This is a genomic window from Pseudomonas sp. NPDC089569 (assembly GCF_050280625.1).
Classification (GTDB): domain Bacteria; phylum Pseudomonadota; class Gammaproteobacteria; order Pseudomonadales; family Pseudomonadaceae; genus Aquipseudomonas.
The window spans coordinates 38,498-58,348 of the sequence record NZ_JBNNVQ010000032.1; the positions used below are offsets into that span (position 1 = coordinate 38,498).

A 19,851-nucleotide genomic window follows, 5' to 3' on the forward strand; every position below is an offset into this window, starting at 1 on the left:
GCTCGTCATCAACAAAGGATTGAGTATGCCTACTAACGCGACCAGGTTCGTCAGTACTGCCATCGCTTCGGTCATATTGCTCAGCGCCTGCTCGCAACTCGAGCCCAAGGCCATCACCGAGGATGAGAACCGCCAGCGGATCGTCAACGACCAGGCGCGCATGTACCAGAACCAGGAGCCCATCACCGCCCCCATCACTTTCTACGAGGCGGCAGCCCGGGCACTGAAGTACAACCTGGACTATCGGCTCAAACTGATGGAGAGCGCACTCGCCTCGGACTTGCGCGATGTGTCCAGCCACGAAATGCTGCCCCGGCTGGTGGCATCGGCTGGATACGCCGGACGCAACAACGATTCGGGCGGTACCTCGATCGGTATCGAGGACCGCCAGCAGAGCTTGCGCCCTTCGACTTCCGAAGACCGTTACCGCACGTTGGCGGGGCTCGGTTTGAGCTGGAGCCTCCTGGATTTTGGCGTGGCCTACTACCGCACCCAGCAGAAGTCCGACCAGATACTCATGGCCGAAGAGCGCCGGCGCAAGGTGGCCCAGAACGTCCTGCAGGATGTGCGCAATGCCTATTGGCGAGCGCTGGCCGCCCAACGCCTGATGCCTGAGGTGGACGAACTGCTGATGCGCACCAACCGCGCCCTGGTCCAGGCCCGCGAGGCTGAAACCCGTGGCCTGCTGCCACGCCAGGAAATACTGGCCTACCAGCGCGCCCTGCTCGACTCGGTGTACCTGTTGACCGTGCGCCGCCAGGATCTGGAGTTTGCCCAGGCCGAACTGGCCGCCCTGATGTCACTGCCACCCGGTTCGCACATGGTCCTGGCCGACCAGGCGGATCCGGCCCTGCCACAACTGGGCCAGCGCATGGACCAGCTGGAATTGCTGTCGCTGCAGAACCGGCCGGAAATCATGGAGGAGTGGTATCGCAAGCGAGTCAACGAAAAAGACCTGGAAATCGCCAAGGCCCAACTGTGGCCCAACGTCAGCGTGGACTACGGTTACCGCTACGACTCCAACTCACTGGCCTATAACAACGACTGGATGGCAACCGGCCTGCAAGTCTCGATGAACCTGCTCAAGCTGCTGCAACTGCCTTCTCTGAATGCCGCCCAACAGTCCCAGAGCGAAACCGATGACATGCGCCGAGTGGCCCTGTCCATGGCCATCCTGACCCAGGTCCGGGTCGGTACCCTGCGTTATCAACTGGCCTGCCAGGAGGTGGCGTTCTCCGAGGAAAGCCTGCGCGTGGACCGTAGCCTGCTCGATTACGCCCATGCCGCGCAAAGCAATAACCTGGGTTCGGAACTGGAAGTGATCCGTGCCGAAGGCCGCTACCTGCTGTCGCGCTACCAGCGCGAAGCGGCATTCTCCAGTGCCCAGGCCGCCTGGGGTCGGTTGTACAACTCGGTCGGCCTGGATGTTCTGCCGGCTGAAATCGACAAGCACGATATCAAGACCCTGGCCCGCGAGATCAATCGCACCCTGCACGAGCAGGAGAACAAGCGCCTGCTCGTCACCCAGCAAGGAACGCCTTATGCGCCAACGAACCCTTGAGTCCGTCGCATTGATTCTGCCGTTGCTCGTAAACGCCCTGCCCGCTCTGGCGCAGGAAACCGAAACACTCCAGACGGCCGACGAAGCGTCGGCCATTCGGGTCTTGTTGGCCCCGGAGCTGGAAACCACCTTGTCCAGCCAGATGGCCGGCACACTCACCGAACTGCGCGGGACCTTCGGCCAGGCCGTCGCCAAGTCAGCCCCTTTGGCCCGCTTCAACTGCAACGAAGCCGAGGCGCGCGCAAAAGTCACCGTTGCCGAACTGGCCATGGCCCGGCAAAACCTCGACGCCAAGAAGAACCTGCGCAAACTCGACGCCGTGGGTGACCTGGAAGTGTCCATGGCCAATACCGAAGTACTCAAGGCCGATGGCGCCCGAGCCATGGCTGCTGCCCAAAGCAGCTACTGCCAGGTCATCGCGCCCTTCTCCGGGCGTGTCGCCAAGGTCTACGTCAAGCCCTACCAGACGGTCAGCGCCGGCACGCCCTTGTTCGACCTGGTCAGCGACGGCGCACTCAAGGTCCGGCTCAATGTGCCCTCGACCTTGTTGAAAAAACTCAAGCCGGGGGCACCTCTACGGATCAACATCCACGAAACCGGCAAGGACTACCCGGCCCACGTCAGCGTCATCAACTCGCGGGTCGACGCCGTGGCCCAGACCGTCGAACTCGAAGCTCAGTTCGATGGCAAAAATCCCGATCTGATTGCCGGCATGAGCGGCACGGCACGGTTCTTCGATGACCATGAGTGAAGCACCACCCCCGCTGCAATTGCTGCTGGAGCTGACGGCCCTGCGCGATCGCGCCCTGCAGGCCGACACTTTGAATGCGCTGGCCTTCTCCATGGCCAACGATCTCTACCCTTTGCTGCATTTTCATCAGGCACTGGTGTTCGCCCGGCACGGCCAGTCGTTTGAGCTGTTGCAGGTGTCCGGCTTGTCCCGGCCCAGTGAAGATTCGCCCTATCTGGTCTGGCTACGCCGTGCCAGCCGTTGGATTGCCAGCCAGGCCACAGACCCGCAACCGGTCTTGCTGGATCGGGAGCAGTTGCAGCCTCCGGTGGAAATTGCCGACGGTTGGGATGAATGGTGGCCGCAACACCTCTGGTGCATCCCCGTGCATGGACGCCACGGCGAGCGCCTCGGCCTATTGCTGGTGCTGCTCGAACAGGCACCTGCGCCACTGGTGCAACAGACCCTGCCTACCCTGATGCAGACCTGGGGCTACTGCTGGTGGGCACTGACCCGCCGCCATCGACTGCTGAACTGGCGTCTGAGCCGACGCCAGGCCCTCTTGATCATTGCCGGGCTGGCCGGGTTACTGCTGTTGCCCGTGCGCCAGACGGCGCTGGCGCCCACGGAAATCGTTTCCCGTCAGGCGCAGATCATCAGTTCGCCCATCGACGGGGTGATCGAGCGGATGCAGGTCCGCCCCAATCAACCGGTGGAGGCCGGTACATTGCTGTTTTCCCTGGACGAAACCACCCTGCGCAGCCGCGCCCAGGTGCTCGGCAAGGAAGTGGCGGTGGCCGATGCCGAGTTGCAGGCCGCCAGCCAGCGAGCCTTCGACAACCCCCAGAGCAAAAACGAACTGACCCTGCTTGAAGGTCGCGCCCAGCAACGCCGGGCTGAATTGGCGGCGGTGCAGGCCCAGCTCAAGCGCACTCAGGTCATCTCGCCACGCAACGGTGTCGCGGTGTTCAGCGATCCCAACGACTGGCTGGGCAAGCCCGTGGTGACCGGCGAGCGGATCATGCAGGTGGCCGATCCGACGCAACCGGCCATGTTGATCCAGCTCGCGGTGGCCGATGCCATTGCCCTGGAGCCCGGTGCCGAGGTCACTTTGTTTCTTACCGCCTACCCGTTGACGCCACTCAAGGGAAAAATCCTCGAAACCAGTTATCAGGCGCGGCCCAGTGATGAAGGCGTGGTGGCGTACCGGTTGCTGGCCAGCATCGACGGCGCGCCGGAACATGCCCGTCTCGGCCTGCACGGGACCGCCAAACTGTATGGCGGCCGCGTGTTGCTCGGTTATTACCTGCTGCGCAGGCCATTGGCGACGTTGCGCGCCTGGAGTGGCTGGTAATGCCCGATCCGGCCGACCTGCCCCTGCCACCCCTGCGCGAGGACCTGCGCCTGATCGAGGCCGCCCACGGCAGCAGCGGTGAACCGGCGTGGGTGATTCAGGACACGGTGATCAACCGTTTCTACCGCATCGGCTGGCTGGAGTTCGAATGCCTGTTGCGCTGGGGCCAGTCGGCGCGGCAGATCAGCGAGCAGATCGCCGAAGGCACCGCGCTCAAGCCTGACGTGGAGCAGATTCTCGACTTTCACCAGTTCCTTGAGCAGCACCAATTGCTGCGTGCCGGCCCGGCAGCCCTGGCGCGCCTGCAGGCCAGGGACGAAGAAGGCAGTTGGTTGAGCTGGCGCTGGTGGCTGCATCACTACCTGTTCTTCCGTATTCCACTGCTGCGCCCGCAACGACCATTGCAACACCTGACCCATGCACTGCGCTGGCTGTTCCATCCGCTGACCGCCCTGCTGGTGATCGGCCTGAGCCTGCTGGGCATCATTCTGGTGCTGCAGCAATGGGACAGTTTCACCAGCGCCGTGGTCGAGTCGTTCTCCACCGAAGGTTTGTTCAGCTTCGCCCTGGCCTTGATCGTCGCCAAGACCCTGCACGAGTTGGGGCATGCGCTGGTGGCGACACGGCTGGGATTGCGCGTCGGCCATATGGGCATCGCGTTCGTGGTGATGTGGCCGATGCTCTACACCGATACGGGCGAAAGCTGGAAGCTCAGCCGCTCCCGCCAGCGGCTGGCCATCGCCTCGGCGGGAATCGTCACCGAACTGTCCCTGGCCGGGCTTTCCACCCTGGGCTGGGCGCTCTGTGATCCGGGGGCGCTGCGCAATGCCCTGCTGTACCTGGCGACCACCAGTTGGCTGTTATCGCTGGCGTTGAACGCCAGTCCGTTCATGCGTTTCGACGGCTATTTCATTCTCTCCGACCTGCTCGACTTCCCCAACCTGCACGAGCGCGCCTCCGCCCTGGCCAGGGTGACGTTGCGGCGCAACCTGCTGGGTTTGCGGGAGGACTGGCCCGAGCTGTTCCCGGCCGGGCAGCGCCGCATGCTGGTGACCTTCGCCATCATCACCTGGCTGTATCGGCTGGTGCTGTTTCTGGGCATCGCCCTGGCGGTGTACCTGTTCTTCTTCAAACTGCTGGGGATCTTCCTGTTCATGGTCGAACTGTCCTGGTTCATTGCCCTGCCGGTGATACGCGAATTGGGCCACTGGTGGGCCCATCGCGCGAGCATCCCGAGCCGTCGGAAAATACTGTTTTATTCAATATTGGGCCTGATCCTGATCGGGCTCGCGGTGCCTTGGCGAACCCAGATCGACGCCGTCGGCGTGGCCCGCGCCGAACACCAGTTGCGGGTCTACGCACCCTACCCCGCGCGCCTGCAATCGATCCATGCCGAAGGACCGGTGCAGGTCGGCGACATTCTGGTGGTACTGGACGAACCGGACATCGCCTCGCGCATGCTCAGCAGCGAAGCCAATGCCCGCAGCTATGAAGCGCGACTCTCGGGCCTGCTGGCCGATCCCGCCGGGCTGACCGAAGACGCCGTGACCCGTCGGCGTCTGAACGTGCAATTCGAAGAGGCCCGGGCCGCCCGCTCGGAAATCGCCCGACTGAACCTGCAAACACCCTTTGCCGGGGTCTGGCTGGACGTCAATCCCGACTGGAAACCCGGTCAATGGTTCGGCCGCCAGGAACCCCTGGGCATCCTGATCGACCCGCGCAGCTGGCAGGTGGATGCCTATGTTGCCCAGGATCAGGTGCATCGCCTGGCCAGTGGCGACCCTGTGTGGTTCTACCCCGACGGTCAGACCACGCCCCTGACAGGCCGGGTGCAAGCCATCGGCAGTACTCGCGCCAGTCAACTTTCGCACCGCATGCTTTCTTCACATTTTGGCGGCCCGGTGCCGACCGTCTCGCAGGAACACGCGCTGGTGCCCAGCACTGCGCTGTTTCAGGTACTGATCCAGCTCGACGAACCCTTGCCGAGCCTGCGCGAAACCCGTGGCCACCTGAAAATCGAAGGCGAACGGCGCAGCCTGCTGGCCGATGCGGCAACCCATGCGGCGGCCGTGTTCATGCGTGAAAGCGGTTTCTGAGTCAGGCCCCTCAACCCTGGGTCAAATCCAGGCAGTAGGTGTAGTAGCCAGGATCGCGCACATAACCCAGCGACTCATACAAGCGCTGCGCGCTGTAGTTGTCGGTTGCGGTCTCCAAAGTCATGCCCTTGGCACCGCTCAACCGGGCGAAGTCGCGGGCGGTGTTCATCAGCAAGGTGCCTACCCCTTTGCCACGGGCGGCGGGCGTGGTGAACAGGTCGCCGAGCAACCAGGTGCGGTGCGCGTCGATGGAGGAAAAGGTCGGGAACATCTGCACGAAACCCAAGGCCTCGCCGTTGGCGTCTTCGGCAAGGAAAATCACCGACTCGTTACGGGCAATGCGCTCGGCAATGAAAGCGCGGGACTGCGCAAGGTTCGAAGGCTGGCGGTAAAAGCCCCGGTAGGCATCGAATAACGGGGCGATGGTGTCGAGGTGCGAAGCGTCGGCGCGCAGGGCCTTAATAGGCATGGGGGTGCTCCATTACAGTCTGAAGGATTACAGCGTAGGAGTGAGCATGCTCGCGATGGTCGTCAACGATAACGCTGGATGCCTGACACCCCGCGGCGCTCTCAGGTTCATCGCGAGCTTGCTCGCTCCTACAAGGGTCGGTCTGAAGGAGTACAGCCTAGCAGCCCTGTAGGAGCGAGCACGCTCGCGATGGTCGTCAACGATAAAGCTGGATGCCTGACACCCCGCGGCGTTCTCAGGTTCATCGCGAGCTTGCTCGCTCCTACAAGGGTTGATCGTTCCCACGCTCTGCGTGGGAATGCAGCCCGTGACGCTCTGCGTCACTGGACGCGGAGCGTCCCTTGAGGCGTTCCCACGCATAGCGTGGGAACGATCAGTCAAAAGGGTCAAACCCGCACGTTACGCCCAGGCAATGTCGAGCGCTGGCTGTTTTCCCAGTTTTCCACCAGCCCTACCGGCACATCCGCCGCCGGCAGCATCGCCGTGCCGCGCACCAGATCCGAGGCGCGCTCGGCGAGCATGATGGTTGGCGCATTGAGGTTGCCGTTCGGCTCGGTCGGGAACACCGAGGAGTCGATCACCCGCAAGCCGCTGATGCCACGCACCCGCAGTTCGGAATCCACCACCGCCATGTCGTCCTCGCCCATGCGGCACGAACCGCAAGGGTGATAGGTGCTTTCCAGGTTTGCCCGAACGAAGGCGTCGAGTTCTTCATCGGTATTGACCAGCGGCCCCGGCGCGATTTCACCGTCGCGGAAGCGATCCATCGCCTTCTGCCCGATGATCTCGCGGGTCAGGCGGATGCAGCGGCGGAAGCCTTCACGGTCCTCTTCGCGTTCCAGGTAGTTGAAGCGGATTTCCGGGTGCTGGTACGGGTCGGCCGAGCGTACCCGCACGTACCCGCGGCTTTTCGGTTTATTGGGGCCTGTAAGCACCATGAAACCATGGCCCTTGATCGGTTTGTTGCCGTCGTAACGCATGGCGGCGGGCAGGAAGTGGAACTGAATGTCCGGCCAGCGCAGGCCCTTGTCGGAGCGGATGAAACCGCCGGCCTCGAAGTGGTTGGTGGCACCCAGGCCATCCTTGAACAGCAGCCAGCGCAGGCCGATCATCAATTTGCTCAGCGGGTCCATCTTGCTGTTGAGCGTCACCGGTTCCTTGCAGCCGAACTGGATGTACACCTCGGCGTGATCCTGCAGGTTCTCCCCTACCCCCGGCAGGTCATGGCGTACGCTGATCCCGGCCTTGCGCAGGACCTCGGCCGGGCCGATGCCGGAGCGTTGCAGCAGGTGTGGCGAACCGATGGGGCCGGATGAAATCAGCACTTCGCGGTTGCAATACACCTGGTGGGTCTGGCCTTCATGGTCATACATGACCCCTACCGCGCGCTTGCCGTCGAGGATGATCTGGCGGGTCATCGCGTGGGTGATCACGGTCAGGTTCGGGCGGCTCATGGCCGGACGCAGGTACGCATTGGCCGTGGAGCAACGCACGCCGTTTTTCACTGTCATGTGCATCGCGCCGAAACCTTCCTGCATGTAGCCGTTGCAGTCCTCGGTCTTGATGTAGCCCGCTTCCGCCCCCGCTTCGACCCAGGCGCCATACAGCGGGTTTTTCATGTGGTTGCCGTTGGTGGTGTGCAACGGTCCGGACTGTCCACGGTAGTTGTCGCCACCGTCCTCATAGCTCTCGGCGCGCTTGAAGTACGGCAGGCAGTTTTTATAGCCCCACCCCTTGGCACCGAGGGACTCCCACTCGTCGAAGTCATAGGCATGGCCACGGATGTAGACCAGGCCGTTGATCGACGAAGACCCACCCAGCACCTTGCCCCGTGGGCAGTGAATGCGCCGGCCGTCGAGGAAGGGTTCCGGTTCGGTTTCGTAGCGCCAGTTGTACTTTTTGGTGTTCATCGGGATCGAAAACGCACTGGGCATCTGGATCACCACGCTGCGGTCGCTGCCGCCGAATTCCAGCACCAGCACTCGGGTGGCCGGGTCTTCGCTGAGGCGGTTGGCCAATACACAACCTGCCGAGCCTGCGCCGATGATGATGTAGTCGTATTTTTGCGTTGCCATGATTATCTCCGTGCCGCCGCTTCGTTGAACACCGGCCGCGAAGCCTGGGTCAGCGAGTCGCCGGTGGTGTATTGCGGACAGGTTTTTTCGATGTGCTGAATCACGCTTTCTTCGCGTTTGAGATCGATCGAGCGGCTCAACCAGTAGTAGGCCAGCCCCGACACGATCAGCCCGACCAGCCAGGCGATGTCGATGCTGCCTAGCGCCTTGGCCAGGGGGCCGACATACACTTCGCGCTGCTCGACGCCGTCGTAGATGTAGAAGAACGGAATCATCGAGATGAAGCCGATGGCATAGGCGAGCATGCCGCGCACGCCCCAGCTGCCGTAGATGTTGCCGTGGGGCATGAAGAAGTGCGGGATGGCATAGCGGCCCTTGCGTACGAAGAAGTAGTCGGTGAGGTTGACCGAGGTCCAGGGCACCAGGAAGTACAGCATCACCACCAGGTAGATACCGAGTACCGACAGGCCTTTGCCCGAACTCTGGATGCTCAGGGCCACGCCCAGTTGCAGCAGGATCACGAAACCGATGGCCAGGATGCGTGCCTTGCGGGTCGGCTCGATGTGTTTGATGGAGTCGACACAGGTCAGCGTGGTCAGTTTGGCGCTGTAGATGTTCATCGCAATCACTGGCAGGAACGCCAGGATGGTGATCACCACCACCGCCGTGCCCATCAGTGGCGACACCGTATTACCGACTTGCCCGAGGGCCACCAGCACGTCGGTCGAGTGCAGGTGGTCGGCCAGCCAGCCACCGACGGAAATCATCCAGGCACCGGACAACGAAGCGCCGAGGAAGACCACCGCAATCAACTTGCCGCTGGAGGTGTTCTTCGGCAGGTAGCGCGAGTAGTCGGACACGTACGGTGCGTAAGCGATGTTGTAGCTGGCCGCCGCCGCGAACTGGGCAATGAAACCGGTCCAGTTGAAACCCAGCGGCGCCGGGGCCGTTTCGCCCGCCGCAAGCGCCGGCATCGCCGCATCCGGCACCCAGCCCATCAGCACCGCCAGGGTCACCAGGCCGTACAGCGGCAGCGACAGATACAGTGCCCATTTGAAGCTGCGGTGCATCCAGTCATGGCCGAGAATCGCCAGCACTGCCGCCGGTACGGTCACCGCGACGGCAATCGCCGCGGGGTTGAAGCCGAACAGTGTATGCAGCCCCTGCATCATCAACACCAGGTTGACGATGTTGAACCCGGCGAACACGAACAGTGTGGCCAGCAACACCAGGATCACCCCGCGATAACCGAACTGGGCGCGGGACTGGATCATCTGCGGCAAACCCAGATGCGGCCCCTGCGAGCCGTGGAAGGCCATGAACAGCGTGCCGAACATGATGCCCAGCGTACCGGCCAGTGTGGTCCAGAGCGCCGTCAGGCCGACGCTTGGGCCGACGAAGCCGATGGTCATGGTGAAGAAGGTGAAGTTGCCGAGGAACCAGAACGGGCCCTGGCTCGACAGCTTGTCGGTGCGCTCGCTCTCGGGAATGAAATCGATGGAATGACTCTCGACCACGGATTTGTCGTCGAGTAGGGACACATTCGGTGCAGGCTTGGCGTCAATGTTCATGATGGTCTCTTATTGTTGGAAGATCATGACGAGATAACCGCATCCATTCGGATGAACCTTTCCCCTGTAGGAGCGAGCACGCTCGCGATGGATTCAGCTTCACCGCGGGGAGTCAGGATGCCCGCGTCATCGTTGACGACCATCGCGAGCATGCTCGCTCCTACAGGAAAAGCATCAGCTGGGCAGCGTGATCCATACCGCCTTGGTTTCGAGCAGGTAATCAAGCTGCTCGGCACCCAAATCCTTGCCGAACCCAGACTGTTTGTAGCCACCGAACGGCATCGACGGGTCGAGGGTGCCGTGGGCGTTGACGTAGACCGAGCCGGCTTTCAACCGTGGAATCAGGCTGTGCACCTTGCCCAGGTCATTGGAGTACAGAGCCGCCGCCAGGCCGTAGGGCGAGTCGTTGGCCAGGGCCAGCGCCTCTTCCTCGTCATCGAACGCGGCGGTCACCAGTACCGGGCCGAAGATTTCCTCCTGGACGATGTGCATGTCGTTGCGGCAGTGGGCAAAAATCGTCGGCTCGACGAAGAAGCCGTTGCCCTCGACCGGCTGGCCGCCGTAGATCAGTTCGGCACCTTCGCGCTTGCCGGTTTCGATGTACTCGGTCACGCGCTGCTTCTGCAGGGCCGACACCAGCGGGCCGATGAAGCACTCAGGGTCCAGGCCGGGGGCCATCTTCAACGTTCGCGTGTAGGCGACCAGCTCGCGCAGGAATTGGTCGTAGACACTGCGATGCACATAGGCTCGCGTACCGGCGTCGCACACTTGCCCCGAGTTGAAAAACACCCCGTTGGCGACCGCTTGCGCAGCGGCTGGAATGTCCGCATCGGCCAGGACGATTACCGGTGATTTTCCTCCCAGTTCCAGGGTTAGTCGCTTCATTTCGTCGAGGGCGGCGCGGCCGACGGTACGGCCGACCGGGGTCGAACCGGTGAAGGTCAGTTTGTCGATGCCGGGATGGGTGGCCATGGCGGCGCCGACCACGCTGCCACGCCCGGTGACGATGTTGATGACCCCGTCCGGAATGCCCGCCTCTTGCACCAGCTCGGCAAACCGCAGGGCCGACAGCGAGGTCAGTTCGGCGGGTTTGACCACCACGGTGCAACCGGTGGCCAGCGCCGCGCCGAGCTTCCAGGCCATGGTTTGCAGCGGAAAGTTCCACGGCACGATGGCGCCGACCACACCCACCGCCTCCTTGCGGGTATAGGCCAGGTAATTGCCCGGCAGCGAAGGCTCGACGGTGCGCCCGTGGAGCTTGGTGGCCCAACCGGCGAAATAGCGAAGGGTGTCGACGGTGCCCTGGATATCGACGTCTCTGGCGAAGGCCACGGACTTGCCCATGTCAATGGATTCGATCTCCGCGAGTTCGGCGGCGTTTTCCTCGATCAGGTCCGCCAGACGCTGGATCAACCGCTCGCGTTCGGCCGGTTTGGCCTGGCGCCAGGCGCCGCCGTCGAACTGTGCGCGGGCCGCTTGCACGGCGCGGTCGAGGTCTTCGACGGTGCCCATGGGAATGCGCGTGATCAGCCCTTCGCTGGAAGGTTCGATGACCTCCGAGGTCTGGCCGTCGGAGGCCTCGACCCAGGCGCCGCCGATGAACATTTTCTGCACCTTGCTCAAGAAGGTCTGGGTCGCTTCGCTGACGCCGAATTTTTGTAGGTACTGTTTGACGATCGTGTCCATTTTTATTCTCTCGGCCCGGCAGTCAGGTCCTGCCGGGGGGGTTGTGGTTTCGATGATCAGGCTGGAACGGATTCGCTGTTGGCCGCCCGCACCTTGCCCCGCTCGTGGAAGATGAAACCGATGCTGTTGAGCAACAGTTGCGCCGCCAGAATCGAGGTCATGCCGGTCGGGTCGTACACCGGTGCAACCTCCACCAGGTCCATGCCGACGATGTTGCCTTTACTGCGTTTGGCCAGGGCCTGGATGATTTCCAGCACTTCGTAGTAGAGGAAGCCGCCGTGGCTCGGGGTGCCGGTGCCGGGTGCGATGGACGGGTCGAAACCGTCGATGTCGATGGTGATGTAGTAGTTGATGTCCTGTGGAATCAGCGCCAGCACGCCTTCCACGCCCAGGCGGCGCACATCGCGCACCGACAGGATCTTCGACCCGGCTTCATGGGCCGCTTCGTAGTCGTCGCGGTTGGACGAGGAGACGTTGCGGATGCCCATCTGGGTCATGCCGGCGATGTGGTTCATTTCCGAGGCACGGCGCAGCGGGTTGCCGTGGCCGTAGCGAACGCCGTGGCGCTCGTCGACGAAATCCAGGTGCGCGTCGAAGTGGATGATATGGATCGGACCGCGCCCTTCGAACGCCTTGATCACCGGCGCGTGCACCGAGTGATCGCCGCCGAGCACGACGGGCATGACACCGGCGTCGAGGATCTTGCGCACGGCGTATTCGGTGTTCTTGTTGCTGGTGGCCATGTCGGTGTGGACGATGTCCGCGTCGCCGACATCGACCATGCGCACGTCCGACGCGGTGAGGTACATCACGTCGTCTTCATGGTCGTAGGCGCCGGCGTGGCCGAAGGAAAACAGCGTCGATGCCTCGCGAATCCCGCGTGGTCCGAAGCGCGCGCCGGAGCGCCATTGGGTGCCCATGTCATTGGGCACGCCGAGCACCGCGACGTCGGCATCCAGGGCATCCCAATCGGTGCACACCGGGGCTTTGCCAAAGGTGCAATGACCCACGAATGGCAGGTTCAGGCGACCGGATTCATAACCGTTGTTCGACATTTCTAGCCTCTCCACTTCTTGTTATCGGCCTGGCGGACTGCAAGGCGACCGCCGTTGGAAAGACTATGAGCTCAGCTTTTCGTGGAAAAAATGCCAAACATCAGATACTCATATCGGCATTACCGATGCATCCCCACGCAGGAGTTCCCACGTGATCCAGCTGCACGATGTCGATCTGAAGTTGCTCCGGGTGTTTGCCACGATTGTCCGTTGCGGCGGTTTCTCTGCCGCGCAAGCCGCGCTGAACGCCGGCCAGTCGACCATCAGCGAACAGATGACCCATCTGGAAACCCGCCTTGGGGTCAAGCTCTGTCAGCGTGGGCGCAGCGGTTTTCGCCTGACCGAGCAAGGCGTGGCGATTCATGAAGCCACCCAGCGCCTGCTGTCGGCGGTGGAAAATTTCTGCATGGACGCCGACGTGCTCAAGCAGCACATCAGCGGCAAGCTCAACCTGGGGATCATCGACACCACCATTACCGACCCGGACTCGCCGATTCCGCGCACCACCCAGCGCTTCGTATCGCGGGGACACGATGTGCACCTCAACGTCTACGTCGGTACGCCGGCGGAACTTGAGGAACGGGTGCTCGACGGCCGGTTGCACCTGGCCATCGGGCACTTTCCGATCTACGTGCCGGGGCTGCTGCATTCGCCGCTGTACCAGGAAGCGCTGGGGCTGTATTGCGGCCGGCGCCATCCCTTGTACGGCAGCCAGGCCGAGGGCGAGGAACTGCTCGAAGAACTGGCCACCAGCCGGATTGTCGTGCGCGGCTACATGCAGCAATACGACCTGGAACACCTGGGCGTCAGCAAGGCCGCGGCCACCGTGGACAACATCGAGGCCCTGGCGATCCTGATCATCTCCGGTGCCTATCTGGGCTTCCTGCCGGCGCACTTCGCCGCCCAATGGATCAAGACCGGCGAGATACACCAACTGGCGCCCCAGAGCCTGCACCTGATGTCGCCGTTCGACGTGATCACCCGGCGCGGCACGGCGCCGCCACCTATCCTGCAGGCATTCCTTGAAGACCTGGCGGCCTGCTCGCGCAAGACACCGACGGCGCAAAAGCCCTGACGACGACACCCGAAGTATTCGACATACTCATTGACGCAGCCGCTGCTGCACCACCTGTTCAGGTCTCTTATGCGCATCCACGTCACCTTCATCGACCGCGTCGGCATCACCCAGGAAGTCCTGGCCCTGCTCGGTCGTCGCAGCCTCAACCTGGACGCCGTCGAGATGGTGCCGCCCAACGTCTACATCGACGCGCCGACGCTCGACGCCGGGGTGCTGGAAGAATTGCGCGAAGCCTTCCTCGGCGTCGAGGGCGTGCAGGCGGTGACCATGGTCGACATCCTTCCGGGGCAACGCCGGCGCCTGCAACTGGAAGCCCTGCTGGCGGCCAGTTCCGACCCGGTGCTGGCGGTGGATGACCGAGGTCATGTGCTGCTGGGCAATCCCGCGCTGATCGCCCTGTGCGGCCGCGAACCGGCCGGCGAGTCACTCAATACACTGTTCGATGATCCGGCCCTGCAACCGGAGCTGGTCGCACATGGCTTCCGCCTGCCGATGCGCGAAGTCAGCCTCGGTGGTCACACCCTGCTGCTCGATGCCATGCCCGTCACCGATGCCGGTGCCCTGCTCACCTTGTATCAACCCAATCGCATCGGCGAACGCCTGTCGGCGCTGCACCATGACCACGCCGAAGGTTTCGATACGCTTTTGGGCGAATCGCCACCGATCCGCGCGCTCAAGGCCAGGGCGCAACGTGTCGCGGCCCTGGATGCACCGCTGCTGATCCAGGGCGAAACCGGCACCGGCAAGGAGCTGGTGGCCCGTGCCTGTCATGCCATCAGCGGCCGACGCGAGGCGCCGTTCCTGGCACTCAACTGCGCGGCGCTGCCGGAAAGCCTGGCCGAGAGCGAGCTGTTCGGTTATGCGCCCGGCGCCTTCACCGGCGCGCAGCGCGGCGGCAAATTGGGCCTGCTGGAACTGGCCGATCAGGGCACGGTGTTTCTCGATGAAGTGGGTGAAATGTCACCCTACCTGCAAGCCAAGTTGCTGCGCTTTCTCAGCGATGGCTGTTTCCGCCGGATCGGTGGCGACCGTGAGGTCAAGGTCAACGTACGCATCCTCAGCGCGACCCACCGCGACCTGGAGAAGATGGTCGGCGAAGGACACTTTCGCGAAGACCTGTTCTACCGCCTCAACGTGCTCAACCTGCAAGTGCCACCGCTGCGCGAACGCGGCCACGACATTCTGCTGATGGCCCAGCACTTCATGCAGCAAGCCTGCGCGCAGATCCAGCGCCCGGTCTGTCGGCTGGCGCCGGGCACCTTTGCCGCGCTGCTCGGCAACCGCTGGCCGGGCAACGTGCGGCAACTGCAAAACGTCATCTTCCGCGCCACGGCCATTTGCGAAAACCCGCTGGTGGACATCGACGACCTCGACATCGCACGCACGGCGGTGGAGCGGCAGAACGACGGCGAAGTCGGCAGCCTGGAAGCGGCCATCGAAGGCTTTGAAAAGGATCTGCTGGAAAAGCTTTACCACAGCTATCCGTCGAGCCGGCTGCTGGCCGCGCGCTTGCAAACGTCCCATAGCGCGATTGCCGTTCGACTGCGCAAGTACGGCATACCCAACAAACCCTGAACGTCGTACATACCCGTAGGAGCCAGGCTTGCCGGCGAAGGCGATTTCAACGGTACCGCATGACGTAAGGCTGCCTTCGCCGGCAAGCCTGGCTCCTACAGAAAGCGGTGCGTGTGAAAATCGATACGGCGTATCGAAATCAAGACAAACATCTTGCAACCCGTCTATCCCGGACTTCTCGCCCTCGTCCTCACCGGTTTGTATTGATTTCAATACAACGGCTGCTTGCCAAAAACACAAAAACGAAGCTAACAGATTGATTTAAAACAATTAATTAATACTGGCATCGCCCTTGCTATCTCCTCTCCCAGCCACGCTCGCTGCACCGCACGAGCCTGCAAATCGTCATCCGCCACCTGCAGCGGATGGGTCAGAACAATGAGGAGTTGCTATGAGCACATTGCGTTTTACCGTCGAACACGAATGGCTGCGTCTGGAAAGCGATGGCCGCGTCACTGTGGGCATCACCGCGTTTGCTCAACAGGCGCTGGGGGATGTGGTGTTTGTGCAGGTGCCCGAGTTGGGGACTTTTGCCGCCGGTACTGAAGTGTCGGTAGTGGAGTCGGTCAAGGCCGCCAGCAGCATCGGCATGCCGCTGGACGGTGAAGTGATGGATGTGAACGGCGAACTGGATGGCAACCCGGAGCTGGTCAACGAAGACCCGATGGGCGAAGGCTGGTTCTTCCGCTTCCAGCCGGCCGACCCCGAGGCGCTCGGCCAACTGCTGGACCAAGCCGCCTATGACCGCCTGATCCAGGATCAGGCCGACGCTTGAGGACTTCCCATGACTGCCCTGCTCGATACCCGTAACGAATTCATCGCCCGCCACATCGGCCCGCGCGCCGGCGACGAACAAGCCATGCTCAATAGCCTCGGTTTCGACTCCCTCGAAGCCCTGAGCGCCAGCGTGATTCCTGACTCCATCAAGGGCACCAGCGTGCTCGGCCTCGATGACGGCCTGAGCGAAGCCGATGCCCTGGCGCTGATCAAGTCCATCGCCGGCCAGAACCAGCTGTTCAAGACCTTCATCGGCCAAGGCTACTACGGCACCCACACGCCGTCGCCGATCCTGCGCAACCTCCTGGAAAACCCGGCCTGGTACACCGCCTACACGCCGTACCAGCCGGAAATCTCCCAGGGCCGTCTCGAAGCGCTGCTCAACTTCCAGACCCTGATCAGCGACCTCACCGGCCTGCCGATCGCCAACGCCTCGCTGCTCGACGAAGCCACCGCCGCCGCCGAGGCCATGACCTTCTGCAAGCGCCTGAGCAAGAACAAGGGCAGCCACCAGTTCTTCGCCTCGGTGCATTGCCACCCGCAGACCCTCGACGTGCTGCGCACCCGTGCCGAGCCGCTGGGTATCGACGTGGTGGTCGGTGACGAGCGCGAACTGAGCGACGCCACGCCGTTCTTCGGCGCCCTGCTGCAATACCCGGCGAGCAACGGTGACGTCTTCGACTACCGCGCCATCACCGAGCGCTTCCATGCCGCCAACGCCCTGGTGGCGGTGGCCGCCGACCTGCTGGCCCTGACCCTGCTGACCCCGCCGGGCGAGTTCGGCGCCGACGTGGCCATCGGCAGCGCGCAGCGCTTCGGCGTGCCGCTGGGCTTCGGTGGCCCGCACGCGGCGTACTTCTCCACCAAGGATTCGTTCAAGCGCGACATGCCGGGCCGCCTGGTCGGCGTGTCGGTCGACCGCTTCGGCAAGCCGGCGCTGCGCCTGGCCATGCAGACCCGCGAGCAGCACATCCGCCGCGAGAAGGCCACGTCCAACATCTGCACCGCGCAGGTGCTGCTGGCCAACATCGCCAGCATGTACGCCGTGTACCACGGTCCGAAGGGCCTGACGCAGATTGCCCGGCGCGTGCACCAGTTGACCGCGATCCTGGCCCAGGGCTTGAGCACGCTGGGCCTGGGCGTCGAACAAGCCAACTTCTTCGACACCCTGACCGTCAACACCGGCGCCCACACCGCCGCCCTGCACGACAAGGCCCGCGCCCAGCGGATCAACCTGCGCGTGGTCGATGGCGAACGTCTGGGCCTGTCCCTGGACGAAACCAGCACCCAGGCCGACGTCGAAACCCTGTGGAGCCTGCTGTCTGACGGCAAGGCCCTGCCGGACTTCGCCGCCCTCGCCGCCAGCGTTCAGGGCACCCTGCCGGCCGCGCTGGAGCGCCAGTCGCCGATCCTCAGCCACCCGGTGTTCAACCGTTATCACTCGGAAACCGAGCTGATGCGCTACCTGCGCAAGCTGGCCGACAAGGACCTGGCGCTGGACCGCACCATGATCCCGCTGGGCTCGTGCACCATGAAGCTCAACGCCGCCAGCGAGATGATCCCGGTGACCTGGGCCGAATTCGGCGCCCTGCACCCGTTCGCCCCGGCCGAACAGAACGCCGGTTACCAGCAACTGACCGACGAACTGGAAGCGATGCTCTGCGCCGCCACCGGTTACGACGCGGTGTCGCTGCAACCGAACGCCGGTTCCCAGGGTGAATACGCCGGCCTCTACGATTTCGCCGGCGATGGTGCGCTGCTTGAAGTAACCCAGGGAAATGTAGCCCCAGATGTCACGGTCGAAGTCGATCAGGATGGTGTTGAAGCGGGCGATCGCATCGAACAGCTCGGCAATGTAGTCGTGCGGTTCGATCTGTGTGGTGTAAGGGTTGAAGGCCAGGCCCAGCTCGTCTTCGATGAAGGCGCGGGCGTTGGCTTCCCAGTCGATCTCGGGGTAGGCCGACAGGTGCGCGTTGTAGTTGCCGACGGCGCCGTTGATCTTGCCCAGCAGCGGAACGGCAGCGACCTGGGCGATCTGACGCTCAAGACGGTAGACCACATTGGCCAGTTCCTTGCCCAGGGTGGTCGGCGACGCCGGTTGCCCGTGGGTGCGCGACAGCATTGGCACGTCAGCGAAACGCAGGGCCAGTTCGCGGATGGCTTCAGCGGTCTGGCGCATCAGGGGCAGCATCACGTCATCGCGGCCTTCGCGCAGCATCAGGGCGTGGGACAGGTTGTTGATGTCCTCGCTGGTGCAGGCAAAGTGGATGAATTCGCTGACCTTGGCCAGCTCCGGCAGCTTGGCTGCCTGCTCCTTGAGCAGGTATTCGATGGCTTTGACGTCGTGGTTGGTGGTGCGCTCGATCTCTTTGACGCGCTCGGCGTGCTCAAGGGAGAAGTTTTCCGCCAGGGCGTTCAATACGGCGTTGGCTTCGGCGGAGAACGCCGGCACTTCGCTGATGGCAGGGTGAGCGGCCAGGCGCTGGAGCCAGCGCACTTCAACCAGAACGCGGGCACGGATCAGGCCGTACTCACTGAAAATCGGGCGCAGGGCCTGGGTTTTGCCGGCGTAGCGGCCGTCAACAGGGGAAACCGCAGTGAGCGAAGAGAGCTGCATGGGGTGTTCTCGGACAGTCGGGCAACGAAATGGGGCGCGTATCATACATGAAAAAATCCGCAGGTCCGTTGCCAACTGACCAGCGTATTACGCGTTACAGACTACAAATTGGTGCAGGTGATGCGTTTCAACTGCTGCGCATCAGCGGGTAAAGCTCTCTGAGCAACTTGCGGCGGCTGACCACCAGTTGCCAGCGATGACCACCCAGTTGCCGCCACAGGCGTGCCGAACGAATGCCGGCCAGCAACAGGGCGCGGATTTTCGACGCGTTGCTCGGTTGCTGCAGGTTGCGCATGTCGCCGTGCACCTGAATGCGTTGGCGCAGGGTGCTCAGAGTGTCCTGGTACAGCGCGCCGCAAGCGGCGATCACGTTTTCATGGGCGGGGCCGAAGTGTTCGACCTGGGACTGGATCTGCGGCAGGCGGTTGCCGATCATGTCAAGCATGTCGCCGCGTTTTGCCAATTGGCGCTCAAGGCCGAGCATGGCCAGCGCATAGCGCAGCGGCTCGCGTTGCAAGGCGCTTGGGTCGCGTTCGAGGGCGCCGATCAGGGCGCGATATCCTTCGCGCAGATTGATGTCGTCGCCGCCGTAGACTTCCAGGGTGTCCTTCGGGTCGCGGATCAACAGGCTGCCGAGCATGCAGGTCAGGCCGGCCTCGTTGGTCTGGCCGGTCTTGGCGATCCTGTCGACCAGTACAGCGGCGAGGAATACGCCGCCCAGTGCCGTCAGTTGCTCCTGAATGGGGCTCATTGCTGCTCGCCTTTTGCTGTGCCTTTGCTGGTCCAGGGCTCCGCCACTTCGATCACGCCACCGCCGAGGCAAATCTCGCCGTCGTAAAACACCACGGACTGGCCGGGTGTCACCGCGCGTTGCGGGTCATCGAACGTTGCACGATAACCGGTAGCGGTCTTTTCCAGCGTGCATGGCTGGTCGCTCTGGCGATAGCGAACCTTGGCGGTCAGCCTGCGCGGCTGGCTCAGGTCGATCGGGTTGACCCAATAGATGTCCGAAGCGAGCAGGGCGCGGGAGAACAGCCACGGGTGATCGTTACCCTGGCCGACGATCAGCTCGTTGTGTTCCAGGTCCTTGATCAGTACGTACCACGGCTCTTCTTAAGGACTCTACAAGAAATACTGTATCCAAATAGGCTTGAATCGGTGGAGGTCGATCGACGTCTGTTGGGCTAAAAAGGTAATTTAGTTCCGC

General features: G+C 63.0%; 14 protein-coding genes and 3 pseudogenes. 8 read left to right on the forward strand and 9 right to left on the reverse strand.

Translation table 11 applies throughout. The features are described from left to right. The first annotated feature begins 25 nt into the window (after nt 1-25). The 4 genes from ACQKP2_RS15125 to ACQKP2_RS15140 are packed head-to-tail and all read left to right on the forward strand — an operon-like array spanning nt 26 to nt 5,741. Nucleotides 26-1,561, forward strand: a complete 1,536-nt coding sequence (locus ACQKP2_RS15125; RefSeq protein WP_427577507.1) for a TolC family protein — start codon at nt 26-28, stop codon at nt 1,559-1,561. Next, nucleotides 1,542-2,312, forward strand: coding sequence for an efflux RND transporter periplasmic adaptor subunit (locus ACQKP2_RS15130; protein ID WP_427577509.1), 771 nt, complete (start codon nt 1,542-1,544; stop codon nt 2,310-2,312). The genes ACQKP2_RS15125 and ACQKP2_RS15130 overlap by 20 nt, the downstream gene beginning before the upstream one ends. Continuing rightward, nucleotides 2,299-3,645 (forward strand): efflux RND transporter periplasmic adaptor subunit, encoded by a 1,347-nt coding sequence (locus ACQKP2_RS15135; RefSeq protein WP_427577511.1) that lies wholly within the window; start codon nt 2,299-2,301, stop codon nt 3,643-3,645. Before ACQKP2_RS15130 ends, ACQKP2_RS15135 begins: the two co-directional genes overlap by 14 nt. Next, entirely contained in the window at nt 3,645-5,741 is a 2,097-nt protein-coding gene (locus ACQKP2_RS15140) for an HlyD family efflux transporter periplasmic adaptor subunit (protein ID WP_427577513.1), read from the forward strand. Before ACQKP2_RS15135 ends, ACQKP2_RS15140 begins: the two co-directional genes overlap by 1 nt. 10 nt (nt 5,742-5,751) lie before the next feature. On the opposite strand, the gene ACQKP2_RS15145 is transcribed toward ACQKP2_RS15140, so the two are convergent. The 6 genes from ACQKP2_RS15145 to speB all read right to left on the reverse strand — a co-directional run bounded on the left by ACQKP2_RS15145 (nt 5,752) and on the right by speB (nt 12,597). After that, nucleotides 5,752-6,210: a GNAT family N-acetyltransferase gene (locus ACQKP2_RS15145; RefSeq protein ID WP_427577515.1), complete on the reverse strand. Its 459-nt coding sequence runs from the start codon at nt 6,208-6,210 to the stop codon at nt 5,752-5,754. 386 nt (nt 6,211-6,596) lie between these two features. Continuing rightward, nucleotides 6,597-8,285 (reverse strand): choline dehydrogenase, encoded by a 1,689-nt coding sequence (gene betA / locus ACQKP2_RS15150; protein WP_427577516.1) that lies wholly within the window; start codon nt 8,283-8,285, stop codon nt 6,597-6,599. Nucleotides 8,286-8,287: 2 nt separating this feature from the next. Then, a complete protein-coding gene (locus ACQKP2_RS15155; RefSeq protein WP_427577517.1) occupies nt 8,288-9,856 on the reverse strand; it encodes a purine-cytosine permease family protein in 1,569 nt (522 codons plus the stop codon). A 23-nt stretch (nt 9,857-9,879) separates the two neighbouring features. Continuing rightward, the gene (locus ACQKP2_RS15160) at nt 9,880-10,008 is read right to left on the reverse strand and encodes a hypothetical protein (protein ID WP_427577519.1); all 129 of its coding nucleotides are present in this window, start codon (nt 10,006-10,008) and stop codon (nt 9,880-9,882) included. Nucleotides 10,009-10,030: 22 nt separating this feature from the next. Beyond that, nucleotides 10,031-11,542 (reverse strand): aldehyde dehydrogenase family protein, encoded by a 1,512-nt coding sequence (locus ACQKP2_RS15165; protein WP_427577521.1) that lies wholly within the window; start codon nt 11,540-11,542, stop codon nt 10,031-10,033. A 56-nt stretch (nt 11,543-11,598) separates the two neighbouring features. After that, nucleotides 11,599-12,597, reverse strand: a complete 999-nt coding sequence (gene speB / locus ACQKP2_RS15170; RefSeq protein WP_427577522.1) for an agmatinase — start codon at nt 12,595-12,597, stop codon at nt 11,599-11,601. 151 nt (nt 12,598-12,748) lie between these two features. Here speB and ACQKP2_RS15175 point away from each other — a divergent pair, with 151 nt between their 5' ends. The 4 genes and pseudogenes from ACQKP2_RS15175 to ACQKP2_RS15190 form a co-directional block, all read left to right on the forward strand. After that, on the forward strand, nt 12,749-13,672 hold the full coding sequence (locus ACQKP2_RS15175) for a LysR family transcriptional regulator (protein ID WP_427577524.1): 924 nt from the start codon (nt 12,749-12,751) through the stop codon (nt 13,670-13,672). A 69-nt stretch (nt 13,673-13,741) separates the two neighbouring features. Then, on the forward strand, nt 13,742-15,250 hold the full coding sequence (locus ACQKP2_RS15180; protein WP_427577525.1) for a sigma-54-dependent transcriptional regulator: 1,509 nt from the start codon (nt 13,742-13,744) through the stop codon (nt 15,248-15,250). Nucleotides 15,251-15,641: 391 nt separating this feature from the next. Beyond that, the gene (gene gcvH / locus ACQKP2_RS15185) at nt 15,642-16,025 is read left to right on the forward strand and encodes a glycine cleavage system protein GcvH (RefSeq protein WP_427577527.1); all 384 of its coding nucleotides are present in this window, start codon (nt 15,642-15,644) and stop codon (nt 16,023-16,025) included. A 9-nt stretch (nt 16,026-16,034) separates the two neighbouring features. Next, nucleotides 16,035-17,759, forward strand: a pseudogene (locus ACQKP2_RS15190) (glycine dehydrogenase (aminomethyl-transferring)); the annotation flags it as partial. 3 nt (nt 17,760-17,762) lie between these two features. Here the strand turns inward: ACQKP2_RS15190 and purB are convergent. The 3 genes and pseudogenes from purB to ACQKP2_RS15205 all read right to left on the reverse strand — a co-directional run. Then, nucleotides 17,763-18,644 (reverse strand): annotated as a pseudogene (purB, locus tag ACQKP2_RS15195) (adenylosuccinate lyase); the annotation flags it as partial. Between the two features lie 127 nt (nt 18,645-18,771). Next, on the reverse strand, nt 18,772-19,395 hold the full coding sequence (gene hflD, locus ACQKP2_RS15200) for a high frequency lysogenization protein HflD (RefSeq protein ID WP_427577529.1): 624 nt from the start codon (nt 19,393-19,395) through the stop codon (nt 18,772-18,774). Beyond that, nucleotides 19,392-19,757 (reverse strand): annotated as a pseudogene (locus ACQKP2_RS15205) (aminomethyltransferase beta-barrel domain-containing protein); the annotation flags it as partial. The pseudogene ACQKP2_RS15205 and the gene hflD, both read right to left, overlap by 4 nt. Nucleotides 19,758-19,851 lie beyond the last annotated feature (94 nt).

Excerpts from the sequence above, each read along its gene's own strand:
- ACQKP2_RS15125 (WP_427577507.1), top strand. The coding sequence starts at position 26 with ATGCCTACTAACGCGACCAGGTTCGTCAGTACTGCCATCGCTTCGGTC.
- ACQKP2_RS15130 (WP_427577509.1), top strand. The coding sequence starts at position 1,542 with ATGCGCCAACGAACCCTTGAGTCCGTCGCATTGATTCTGCCGTTGCTC.
- ACQKP2_RS15135 (WP_427577511.1), top strand. The coding sequence starts at position 2,299 with ATGACCATGAGTGAAGCACCACCCCCGCTGCAATTGCTGCTGGAGCTG.
- ACQKP2_RS15140 (WP_427577513.1), top strand. The coding sequence starts at position 3,645 with ATGCCCGATCCGGCCGACCTGCCCCTGCCACCCCTGCGCGAGGACCTG.
- ACQKP2_RS15145 (WP_427577515.1), bottom strand. The coding sequence starts at position 6,210 with ATGCCTATTAAGGCCCTGCGCGCCGACGCTTCGCACCTCGACACCATC.
- betA (WP_427577516.1), bottom strand. The coding sequence starts at position 8,285 with ATGGCAACGCAAAAATACGACTACATCATCATCGGCGCAGGCTCGGCA.
- ACQKP2_RS15155 (WP_427577517.1), bottom strand. The coding sequence starts at position 9,856 with ATGAACATTGACGCCAAGCCTGCACCGAATGTGTCCCTACTCGACGAC.
- ACQKP2_RS15160 (WP_427577519.1), bottom strand. The coding sequence starts at position 10,008 with ATGCTCGCGATGGTCGTCAACGATGACGCGGGCATCCTGACTCCCCGC.
- ACQKP2_RS15165 (WP_427577521.1), bottom strand. The coding sequence starts at position 11,542 with ATGGACACGATCGTCAAACAGTACCTACAAAAATTCGGCGTCAGCGAA.
- speB (WP_427577522.1), bottom strand. The coding sequence starts at position 12,597 with ATGTCGAACAACGGTTATGAATCCGGTCGCCTGAACCTGCCATTCGTG.
- ACQKP2_RS15180 (WP_427577525.1), top strand. The coding sequence starts at position 13,742 with ATGCGCATCCACGTCACCTTCATCGACCGCGTCGGCATCACCCAGGAA.
- gcvH (WP_427577527.1), top strand. The coding sequence starts at position 15,642 with ATGAGCACATTGCGTTTTACCGTCGAACACGAATGGCTGCGTCTGGAA.
- hflD (WP_427577529.1), bottom strand. The coding sequence starts at position 19,395 with ATGAGCCCCATTCAGGAGCAACTGACGGCACTGGGCGGCGTATTCCTC.